Source organism: Streptomyces sp. SID11385, assembly GCF_010548245.1.
Lineage (GTDB): Bacteria > Actinomycetota > Actinomycetes > Streptomycetales > Streptomycetaceae > Streptomyces.
The window spans coordinates 1-9,194 of sequence record NZ_JAAGLR010000252.1 but is presented as its reverse complement, the minus strand read 5'-3'; the positions used below and the strand labels follow the sequence as shown (position 1 = coordinate 9,194).

Annotated in this window: 6 protein-coding genes; 1 reads left to right on the top strand and 5 read right to left on the bottom strand. The window is 69.6% G+C overall.

Annotated features, from left to right (window positions below; all coding sequences use genetic code 11):
* Positions 1-2,892, bottom strand: a 2,892-nt coding sequence (gene uvrA, locus G3I42_RS07740; protein ID WP_164283649.1) for an excinuclease ABC subunit UvrA, incomplete at its 3' end; no start/stop codon positions are given.
* A gap of 529 nt (positions 2,893-3,421) precedes the next feature.
* On the opposite strand from uvrA, the gene G3I42_RS07735 reads away from it, so the two are divergent.
* Positions 3,422-4,078 (top strand): MBL fold metallo-hydrolase, encoded by a 657-nt coding sequence (locus G3I42_RS07735; protein WP_164283647.1) that lies wholly within the window; start codon positions 3,422-3,424, stop codon positions 4,076-4,078.
* 49 nt (positions 4,079-4,127) lie between these two features.
* Here G3I42_RS07735 and aroQ read toward each other — a convergent pair whose 3' ends face one another.
* The 4 genes from aroQ to uvrB all read right to left on the bottom strand — a co-directional run bounded on the left by aroQ (position 4,128) and on the right by uvrB (position 9,115).
* A complete protein-coding gene (aroQ, locus tag G3I42_RS07730; protein ID WP_164283645.1) occupies positions 4,128-4,583 on the bottom strand; it encodes a type II 3-dehydroquinate dehydratase in 456 nt (151 codons plus the stop codon).
* 126 nt (positions 4,584-4,709) lie between these two features.
* Positions 4,710-5,783, bottom strand: a complete 1,074-nt coding sequence (locus G3I42_RS07725) for a TerC family protein (protein WP_164283643.1) — start codon at positions 5,781-5,783, stop codon at positions 4,710-4,712.
* 281 nt (positions 5,784-6,064) lie between these two features.
* Positions 6,065-6,652 carry a TerD family protein gene (locus tag G3I42_RS07720; protein WP_164283641.1) on the bottom strand — a complete coding sequence of 196 codons (588 nt, stop codon included), beginning with the start codon at positions 6,650-6,652 and terminating at the stop codon, positions 6,065-6,067.
* Positions 6,653-6,955: 303 nt separating this feature from the next.
* Positions 6,956-9,115, bottom strand: coding sequence for an excinuclease ABC subunit UvrB (gene uvrB / locus G3I42_RS07715; RefSeq protein WP_164283639.1), 2,160 nt, complete (start codon positions 9,113-9,115; stop codon positions 6,956-6,958).
* Between the last annotated feature and the right edge of the window lie 79 nt (positions 9,116-9,194).

Here is a 9,194-nt window from a genome sequence, read left to right as displayed (position 1 = left end):
GCCCGCGGCCCGCTTGCGCGGGGCCGCCTTGCGCGCGGGCGCGGCGGTCGCCGGGGTGCCGAGCACTTCCTTCAGGAAGCGGCCCGTGTGGCTCTCGGGCTCCTGGGCGATCTCCTCGGGGGTGCCCTCGGCGACGACCACGCCACCGCCGTTGCCGCCCTCGGGGCCCATGTCGACGACCCAGTCGGCGGTCTTGATCACATCGAGGTTGTGCTCGATGACGATCACGGTGTTGCCCTTCTCGACCAGACCGGACAGCACCTTGATCAGCTTGCTGATGTCCTCGAAGTGCAGCCCGGTGGTCGGCTCGTCGAGGACGTAGACCGTGGAGCCCGTGGAGCGCTTCTGGAGTTCGCTCGCGAGCTTGACGCGCTGCGCCTCGCCCCCGGAGAGGGTCGGAGCGGACTGGCCGAGCCGGACGTAGCCGAGACCGACGTCGTTGAGGGTGCGCAGGTGGCGCGCGATGGCGGGGACGGCCTCGAAGAAGTCCATCGCCTCCTCGATCGGCATGTCCAGGACCTCGGCGATGGACTTGCCCTTGTAGTGGACCTCCAGGGTCTCCCGGTTGTACCGGGCACCGTGGCAGACCTCGCACGGCACGTAGACGTCCGGGAGGAAGTTCATCTCGATCTTGATCGTGCCGTCGCCGGAGCAGTTCTCGCACCGGCCGCCCTTGACGTTGAAGGAGAAACGGCCCGGCAGATAACCGCGCACCTTCGCCTCGGTCGTCTCGGCGAAGAGCTTGCGGACGTGGTCGAAGACACCCGTGTACGTGGCCGGGTTGGAGCGCGGGGTACGGCCGATGGGCGACTGGTCGACGTGCACGACCTTGTCGACCTGGTCGTCGCCGGAGACGCGGGTGTGCCGCCCGGGGACCGAGCGGGCGCCGTTCAGCTCCCTCGCCAGGTGCGTGTAGAGGATGTCGTTGACGAGCGTGGACTTGCCGGACCCGGAGACCCCGGTGACGGCGGTGAGGACACCGAGCGGGAAGGAGACGTCGATGTCCCGGAGGTTGTTCTCCTTCGCGCCGAAGACCGTCAGCTTCCGCTTCGGGTCGGTGGGGCGCCGGACCTCGGGGACGGCGATGGCCCGCTGTCCGGAGAGGTACTGCCCGGTCAGCGACTCCTTGTTGCTGAGCAGTCCCGGCAGTTCGCCGCTGTGCACGACCTTGCCGCCGTGCTCGCCGGCGCCCGGGCCGATGTCGACGACCCAGTCGGCGACCTTGATGGTGTCCTCGTCGTGCTCGACGACGATGAGGGTGTTGCCCATGTCGCGCAGGCGCACGAGGGTCTCGATGAGCCGGTGGTTGTCGCGCTGGTGCAGCCCGATGGAGGGCTCGTCGAGTACGTAGAGGACGCCGACGAGCCCGGAGCCGATCTGCGTCGCGAGCCGGATGCGCTGGGCCTCGCCGCCGGAGAGCGTGCCCGCGGCGCGGTTGAGCGAGAGGTAGTCGAGGCCGACGTCGACGAGGAAGCGCAGCCGCTCGTTGACCTCCTTGAGCACCCGCTCGGCGATCTTCTTGTCCCGGCCGTTCAGCCGCAGTTCGGTGAGGAAGTCCGCGCAGTCGGTGATCGACATCGCGGAGACCTCGGCGATGGACTTCCCCATGACGGTGACCGCGAGCACGATCGGCTTGAGCCGGGTGCCGTGGCAGCTCGGGCAGGGCACTTCGCGCATGTAGCCCTCGAAGCGCTCCCTGCTCGTGTCGCTCTCCGCCTCGGAGTGGCGGCGCTTGACGAAGGGCACGGCGCCCTCGAAGGCGGTGGTGTAGGTGCGCTGGCGCCCGTACCTGTTGCGGTAGCTGACCTCGATGCGGGTGCGGTGCCCGTGCAGCAGTGCCTTCTTGGCGCGCTGCGGCAGTCCGGCCCACGGGATGTCGGTGCGGAAGCCGAGGGCGTCGGCGAGAGCGCCGACGAGGCGGCCGAAGTACTCCTTGGAGTGCCCGTGCGACCAGGGGTGGATGGCGCCCTCGTCGAGGGACTTGTCCTCGTCGGGGACGATCAGCTCGGGGTCGACCTCCATGCGGGTGCCGATGCCGGTGCACTCGGGGCAGGCGCCGAAGGGCGAGTTGAAGGAGAAGGAGCGCGGCTCCAGCTCCTCGAAGGAGAGGTCGTCGTACGGGCAGTACAGGTGCTCCGAGTACATCCGCTCGCGCTCGGGGTCGTCGGCGTCGAGGTCGACGAAGTCGAGCACGACCATGCCGCCGGAGAGACCGAGCGCGGTCTCGACCGAGTCGGTGAGGCGGCGCTTGGCGCTCTCCTTGACCGTGAGGCGGTCCACGACCACCTCGATCGTGTGCTTCTCCTGCTTCTTGAGCTGGGGCGGCTCGCTGAGCTGGACGGTCTCGCCGTCCACGCGAGCGCGGCTGTACCCCTTGGTCTGGAGATCGGCGAAGAGGTCGACGAACTCGCCCTTGCGCTCGCGCACGAGCGGCGAGAGGACCTGGAAGCGGCTGCCCTCGGGCAGGCCGAGGACCTTGTCCACGATGGCCTGCGGCGACTGCCGGGCGATGGGGCGTCCGCACTCGGGGCAGTGCGGCTTGCCGATGCGCGCGAAGAGCAGGCGGAGGTAGTCGTAGACCTCGGTGATGGTGCCGACCGTGGAGCGCGGGTTGCGCGAGGTGGACTTCTGGTCGATCGAGACGGCCGGCGAGAGGCCCTCGATGAAGTCGACGTCCGGCTTGTCCATCTGGCCGAGGAACTGCCGGGCGTACGAGGAGAGCGACTCCACGTAGCGCCGCTGCCCCTCGGCGAAGATCGTGTCGAACGCGAGGGATGACTTGCCCGAGCCGGAGAGTCCCGTGAAGACGATCAGGGAGTCCCGGGGGAGGTCGAGCGAGACGTTCCGCAGATTGTGCTCGCGTGCTCCACGGACGATGAGACGGTCGGCCACGCCGGTCCGCACCTTTCTGATCGGTGAAGCCGGGCGCACCCTGCTTCGGAAAATGTCTGGACCATCGGGCACGGACGGGTCTGTGCCCGCGGTACGGGACCTTCCGGTCCGGTCCGCGCGCGCCGTCCCGGCGATGGGCTGTCACGGGGGTGGGGCGCCTGCGCCGCCACCGTCCCTGTCGAGACCGCGTCCCTGTCAGGGCTGTGCCCCTGTCGAGAGTGCGTCCCCGTCAAGAACGTCGGGGGAACCGTGATGATTCCGCAGGGTTTGTCACCCTGCCCCGGTCGCCCCCTCCAGCATGCCTCGTGACCGCACCCCCGAGCGTATAGCACGCACTTTCGATTCCGGGCCGCCTCCGGGCTTCTTCACTCGTACGAGCCAAAGCGACGGAAGCGGGTTGACGCCGGGCGCCTCGGCGGGGACCGCGCCGGGACCGGGCGGGCTGTGCTCACCGTCACAACGGCGCGCGGGACGCCGCCGTCACGGGCGGTCCCGGGGGCTGTCAGTGGGGCGTTCTAGGGTGTGCCGCATGACGTACAGCGGAAAAGTGCGGGTGGGCGGTCCCGCCGAGGCGCACGAACTGGGCGAGCTGATCATCTCCAAGGTCGCCGTCGGCCCGATGGAGAACAACGCCTACCTGCTGCGCTGCCGGGAGACGGGCGAGCAACTGCTGATCGACGCGGCGGCGGAGCCAGGGACCCTGCTCCGCCTGATCGGCCCCGACGGGCTGCGCACGGTCGTCACGACCCACCAGCACCCCGACCACTGGCAGGCGCTCGCGGAGGTCGTCGCGGCGACCGGGGCGCTGACCTGCGCCGGACGCGAGGACGCGGCGGGCATCCCGGTGCCCACGGACGCGCCGCTCGACGACGGGGACGTGGTGCGGGTCGGCCGCGTCGAGCTGGGGGTACGGCACCTGCGCGGGCACACCCCCGGCTCGGTCGCGCTCGTCTACGACGACCCGGACGGCGCCCCGCACGTCTTCACGGGCGATTCGCTCTTCCCCGGCGGGGTCGGCAACACACGCGGCGACGCGGCGGCCTTCCGGCAGCTCATCGACGACGTGGAGGAGCGCGTCTTCGCGCCGCTGCCGGACGAGACCTGGGTCTACCCGGGCCACGGCGACGACACCTCGCTCGGCGCCGAGCGCCCGCACCTCGGGGAGTGGCGGGCCCGGGGCTGGTGAGGCCCGGCGCGCGTACGGGCGCAGACGCCCCCGTGCTGGTGGCCGGTCCTCAGCCCAGCAGCGCCGCGACCCGCTCCACGGCGAAGCCGTAGCCCTGGAGACCGCAGCCAGCGATGACGGCGTCGGCGCGCAGGGAGACGTAGGAGTGGTGCCGGAACTGCTCGCGCCGGTGGATGTTCGAGAGGTGGACCTCGACGACGGGCAGCCCCTCGCACGCCTGGAGGGCGTCGAGGAGGGCCACGGAGGTGTGCGAGTAGGCGGCGGGGTTGATCACGATGCCGCAGTGGTGCTCGCGCGCCTCGTGCACCCAGTCGACGAGCTGCCCCTCGTGGTTGCTCTGCCGGGCGTCGGCGCGGCCACCCAGTTTCTCGGCGGTACGGGCGCACAGCGCCTCGACGTCGGCGAGCGTGTCGGTGCCGTAGACCTCGGGCTGCCGCTTGCCGAGGAGGTTCAGGTTGGGCCCGTTGAGCACCATGAGCGGGGCGGTCGTGAAGGTGTGCGGCATGGGGTCCTCCGGTCCGGGGCTGAAGCTGGACCGAGGTCTATCACGCCGGGCCCGGCCGTGAAGAAGCGTGGTCCCCGCCCGTCCCCATGGCGGGCGAGGACCACGCGTGAGGCGTGCCGCGTACGGTCAGCGCCTCGGTCCGGCCCCGTCGTCCCCGTCCCTGGACGGCTGGGCCGCGTCCGTGTGCTCGTGCCGCTCGGTCCGCGCGCCCACCGCCGCGTGCTCCGTACCGTTCCCGGCGGCCTTCTCGGCCTCGCGCTGCCTGCGCGTGGCGAGCAGGCTCGTGACGGTCGTGACCGCGAGGACGGCGACGATGACGCCGAGCGAGACGGTCGTCGGGATCTCGGGCACGTGCACGCCGCTCTCGTGCAGGGCGTGGAGCACGAGCTTGACCCCGATGAAGCCGAGGATGACCGAGAGCCCGTAGCTGAGGTGGACGAGCTTCTTGAGCAGTCCGCCGATGAGGAAGTAGAGCTGGCGCAGCCCCATCAGCGCGAAGGCGTTCGCCGTGAAGACGATGTACGGGTCCTGCGTGAGCCCGAAGATCGCCGGGATGGAGTCGAGGGCGAAGAGGACGTCGGTCGTGCCGATGGCGAGGATCACGACGAGCATCGGCGTCATGATCCGCTTGCCGTGCTGCCGGACGAAGAGCTTTGTGCCGTGGTACCTGTCGGCGACGCCGAAGCGGGTCTCCAGGGACTTGAGGAGCTTGTTCTCCTCGAACTCCTCCTCGGTCTCGTTCTCCTCGCGCGCCTCCTTGATGAGCTTCCAGGCGGTGTAGAGGAGGAAGGCGCCGAAGATGTAGAAGATCCACGAGAAGTTCTCGATCATCGCGGCGCCCGCGAGGATGAAGAGGGTCCGCAGGGCCAGCGCGATGAGCACGCCGACCAGGAGCACGCGCTGCTGGAACTTCGCGGGGACCGCGAACTTCGCCATGATCAGCACGAAGACGAAGAGGTTGTCGACGCTGAGCGATTTCTCCGTGATGAACCCGGCGAAGAACTCGCTGCCCTGGGTGCCCCCGGCGAAGACCAGCAGCCCGACGCCGAAGAGACACGCGAGGGCGATCCAGACGACCGTCCAGATCCCGGCCTCCTTGAGGGAGACCTCGTGGGGTTTGCGTCCGATGAGGAAGTCGACCGCGATCATGGCCAGCAGGGCCACGATCGTGATCAGCCAAACGGTGAGAGAGATGTTCACTGCGCCTCCGGCAGTACGTCACGGCATTCGATCAGCTCGTCGCTGCCGGAGGTCTCTTCCACCACGCACACTCATGCGCATGGCCGACGCCCCGGGACCCGAACGGTCCGTATTGACGGGTACGCCGCTTGAGGAGTACTCCCCTCCGCTGTTCACAAGCTACGGGGATACCCAAGAGATGTAAAGGCGCAAGTAAAAGAAAACCCAAAAACGCAGGTGGAGGGGGTGCCCGGAGCGGGCTGGGACCTGGGACCCAGCCCGCACCGGTACCCGGGCCGCTCTCAGAGCAGGGGCAGGATCGCCGGCACGAGATCCTGGAAGGTACGGCCCTGGGCGGGCGTGCCGAGCGCGGTCATCCGCCAGCCGCCGTCCGCGCGGTGCACCTTCGCCATGATCTGCGCGGTGTACGGGCCGCCGCCCGCCAGGGTGTGCCGGGCCAGCTCCTGCCCGGTCGTCTCGTCGACGAGCCGGCAGAAGGCGTTCTGGACCTCCTGGAAGGTCTGGCCCGTGAAGGAGTTCACCGTGAAGACGATCTGGTCGACGTGCGCCGGCACGCGCTGGAGGTCGACGAGGATCGACTCGTCGTCGTCCCCCTGCCCCGCTCCCCCGACCAGGTTGTCCCCCGTGTGCCGGATCGAGCCGTCATTGCTCGTGAGGTGCTGGAAGAAGACGACGTCGACCGACTTCTTCCCGCTGAAGAGCACGGCGGAGGCGTCCAGGTCGATCTCCCGGGGGCGCATCAGTCCGCTGAGCAGCCCCCGCTTGCGGGGCGCGGCCTGCCAGCCGAGCCCCATCCGGACCGCCGTCAGCGCTCCCCCGTCGCCCTTCTCCAGGCTGATGCCCTGTCCCTTGGCCAAGTTGACCGTCACGTGTCCCCACCTTCCGTGCCTGCGTCACAGGGCGCTCCCCCGGAGAGCGCCCGCCCCGACCCTCGCACGGCGGCGGGGCGCGGCGCAGCCCCCGTACGGCGGATTGTGGCCGTCCCGGGACACGGAGGCGGAGCACATGACCCGGGCGGGTGACCCGGTCAGGGGCAGGGCGCGCCTCACCCTCCCGGGGACGGGCAGGCACCGGGCGCGGGTGCGACCGAGCCACCGGAGGCTCCCGGCGGCCGCTGCCCAGGGCCAGGACCAGGCCCTCGCCCAGGACCACCAGGCCCCCGCCCCGGCTCCTCAGGCAACCCCCGCCTCCTTCATCTGCCGCAGTTCCTTCTTCATCTCCGAGACCTCGTCGCGCAGTCGTGCGGCCACCTCGAACTGAAGGTCGGCGGCGGCGGCCCGCATGCGGTCGGTCATCTCCTCGATCTGCTGGGCGAGCGCGGCACCCGGCTGGTCGGTCGGCGTGCTCGCGGCCTTGCCCTTGGCGGCCTTGCCCTTGCCCTTCGCCGCCTTGCCCGTCTCCGCCGTGGCCTTGCCGCCGAGCGCGGGCACGGGCGTCTTGGCGCCCTTGCCCTCCTTGGCCTGCCGGTATCCCGTACCGAGCAGGGAGTCGGTGTCGACCTCCTCGCGCGCGATCGAGGCGACGATGTCGTTGATCTTCTTGCGCAGCGGCTGCGGGTCGATACCGCGCTCGGTGTTGTACGCGATCTGCTTGGCGCGGCGGCGGTTGGTCTCGTCGATCGCCCGTTCCATCGCCGGCGTGATCTTGTCCGCGTACATGTGGACCTGCCCGGAGACGTTGCGGGCGGCGCGCCCGATGGTCTGGATGAGCGAGGTCCCCGAGCGCAGGAAGCCCTCCTTGTCGGCGTCGAGGATCGCGACGAGGGAGACCTCGGGGAGGTCGAGGCCCTCGCGGAGCAGGTTGATCCCGACGAGGACGTCGTACTCACCGGACCGCAGCTCGCGCAGCAGCTCGATGCGCCGGAGCGTGTCGACGTCGCTGTGCAGGTAGCGGACGTTGATGCCGAGTTCGAGGAAGTAGTCGGTGAGGTCCTCGGCCATCTTCTTGGTGAGCGTCGTGACGAGAACGCGCTCGTCCTTCTCGGTGCGCTCGCGGATCTCGTGGACGAGGTCGTCGATCTGGCCCTCGGTGGGCTTGACGACGATCTCCGGGTCGACGAGCCCGGTGGGGCGGATGATCTGCTCCACGAAGCCGTCCGAGCGGGACAGCTCGTAGTTCCCCGGGGTCGCGGAGAGGTACACCGCCTGACCGATGCGCTTCTGGAACTCCTCCCATTTCAGCGGCCGGTTGTCCAGCGCGGAGGGGAGGCGGAAGCCGTGGTCGACGAGGGTGCGCTTGCGTGAGGCGTCGCCCTCGTACATCGCGCCGATCTGCGGGACGGTGACGTGGGACTCGTCGATGACGAGGAGGAAGTCCTCGGGGAAGTAGTCGAGCAGGGTGTTCGGCGGGGAGCCGGGCTCGCGGTCGTCGAAGTGCATCGAGTAGTTCTCCACGCCGGAGCAGGTGCCGATCTGGCGCAGCATCTCGATGTCGTACGTCGTCCGCATCCGCAGCCGCTGCGCCTCCAGGAGCTTGCCCTGCTTCTCCAGCTCGGCGAGGCGTTCCTCCAGCTCCTTCTCGATGCCGTTGATCGCCCGCTCCATGCGCTCGGGACCGGCGATGTAGTGCGAGGCGGGGAAGACGTACACCTGCTGGTCGTCGCTGATCACCTCGCCGGTGAGCGGGTGGAGCAGGGAGAGGGCCTCGATCTCGTCGCCGAACATCTCGATGCGGACGGCCAGCTCCTCGTACACGGGGAAGATCTCGATCGTGTCGCCGCGCACGCGGAAGGTGCCGCGCGTGAAGGCCACGTCGTTGCGCGTGTACTGGATGTCGACGAAGCGGCGCAGCAGCTCGTCGCGGTCCAGCTCGTCGCCGACCTTGAGGGGGACCATGCGGTCCACGTACTCCTGCGGCGTACCGAGGCCGTAGATGCAGGAGACGGAGGCGACCACGACGACGTCCCTGCGGGTGAGCAGCGAGTTCGTCGCGGAGTGCCGCAGCCGCTCGACCTCCTCGTTGATCGAGGAGTCCTTCTCGATGTAGGTGTCCGACTGCGGGACGTACGCCTCGGGCTGGTAGTAGTCGTAGTACGAGACGAAGTACTCGACCGCGTTGTTCGGGAGCAGCTCGCGGAACTCGTTGGCGAGCTGGGCCGCGAGGGTCTTGTTGGGCGCCATGACGAGCGTCGGGCGCTGGAGCCGCTCGATCATCCACGCGGTGGTCGCCGACTTGCCGGTGCCGGTCGCGCCGAGCAGGACGACGTCCTTCTCCCCGCCCTTGACGCGCTTCTCCAGCTCGGCGATGGCGGTGGGCTGGTCACCGCTGGGCGAGTACGGACTGACGACCTCGAAAGGCGCCACCGTGCGTTCGATCTGAGTTACGGGCCGCATGTCCTCCACGGTACGACCGACCACTGACAAGCGGCCCGGCGAACGGGACGCACCACGCGGGGAGACGGGTCGCGCCGCG

Bases quoted from the DNA above. Each gene is read 5' to 3' on its own strand.
- G3I42_RS07735 (WP_164283647.1), top strand. From the start codon at position 3,422: ATGACGTACAGCGGAAAAGTGCGGGTGGGCGGTCCCGCCGAGGCGCAC.
- aroQ (WP_164283645.1), bottom strand. From the start codon at position 4,583: ATGCCGCACACCTTCACGACCGCCCCGCTCATGGTGCTCAACGGGCCC.
- uvrB (WP_164283639.1), bottom strand. From the start codon at position 9,115: ATGCGGCCCGTAACTCAGATCGAACGCACGGTGGCGCCTTTCGAGGTC.